General features: G+C 54.7%; 1 protein-coding gene. It reads right to left on the bottom strand.

The features are described from left to right. Positions 1-10 precede the first annotated feature (10 nt). The gene (locus NB063_RS31485) at positions 11-1,300 is read right to left on the bottom strand and encodes an IS4 family transposase (protein ID WP_250933734.1); all 1,290 of its coding nucleotides are present in this window, start codon (positions 1,298-1,300) and stop codon (positions 11-13) included. Positions 1,301-1,365: the final 65 nt, after the last annotated feature.

The following is a 1,365-nucleotide window of genomic DNA, read 5'->3' as shown; positions in this document are numbered from 1 at the left end:
GCATTGGTATCTACACAAGTCTGAACGGGAGGGCATTGGCAGCGATTTGCTTTAGCTGACCTATGTCGATGTCGGGTGATTCTAGCAGATCGGTCATCGAGAGCAGGATCATGTAACCGGCCAACAGCGCCGGTGGCGTGGACTCGACTCCGTATTTCATTTGGCGTCCGCTCAGACGGATCAGAATCTTTTTCGTTTTTTTTGCTTCCTCGCTCTGGTCGTTCTGTAGCCCGACCACCGCGACGCATGCCATCGAAGCGACCAGGATGCGACGAGCGATCGCTCCACCGCCTTGCTGCTGCCATTGCTCGAGCTCTTGCCCATGGCTTTTGAGTAGTTTGAAATACGTCTCGATCAGCCAACGCCAGTAGTACCAAAGCGCGACCTGGTAACTGTTAATCGACGCGTCGCGAACATTACAAAGAAGCGTCCACTGGGCCAGGACATAATCGTCTTCGTCCAGCAACCGTGTCACGACCAGACGTACCGAGAGCGGTTTGCCGCTCTTGAGACACTTCTTCCCGTCGACAACTTCACTGTGCTGGCGATGCAAAACGACTTCTGTTTCAGCGACTTCCTGCGTGACGCGTTTGCCGTGATAGAGAGCCTCGCCACAGGGTTCAAAGAGGATCTCGCGGTCGAAATGATCTGCGATCTCTGAAAGCAGAACACTCTGGCCGTTCCACTTCACTCGGCGATCGTCGCAGCGAACCAAAAACAGGTGTCCAAGCTCATCCCACTGACGCATCCGCCCGAGCGAGTCGGCTTCGCGATCAATGACATGAACAAGCTTGCGATCGAGTCCCCATTGCTGCGACTGAGCCATCGTGGGGGGTAGTTCGTCCAAGCGGTGAACGTCGATTGCCGGTGGATTCAGAGAAGTCGAATGAACCGCGTCGCCCGTCTTGAGATGCATTTGCATCGGAGCGATAGAATCACCGCTGGCACCATCAATCAGCAGTGAGGTAGACATCTCGTAGCCGATGTCATGCTCGTGAGTGATCTGGCGGAGATCTTTCTTGGCGGTGTGACTCTTGTAGTCGATCTTGCACCAATCGTGAGCGAGCAACATGTACGCCGACTCGCTCTGACTGGCCGCTTGGCGTCCGACCTCGCGGAGCGGTTCGATCAAATCGAGCAGCGAAACGTTTGGGTTGGAGAGAAATCGCCAAGTGGCCTGAGTCGCCGAAAACGCTTGGTTCTCACCCGGCAGAAGCGATGGACCGGCAGCGTTCCGGTTGGCCGATTTCATATGTTCCTGCACCAATTGCAGATAACGACGTTGTAGACGCGGTTCCATCCGCGGAAGATTGATTCCATCCAGGACAGTCTACAAAATCAAGGAACTTGTGTAGATACCAATGC

The organism is Aporhodopirellula aestuarii, assembly GCF_023701485.1.
Classification (GTDB): domain Bacteria; phylum Planctomycetota; class Planctomycetia; order Pirellulales; family Pirellulaceae; genus Rhodopirellula; species Rhodopirellula aestuarii.
This window is presented reverse-complemented; position numbering and strand designations above follow the sequence as displayed.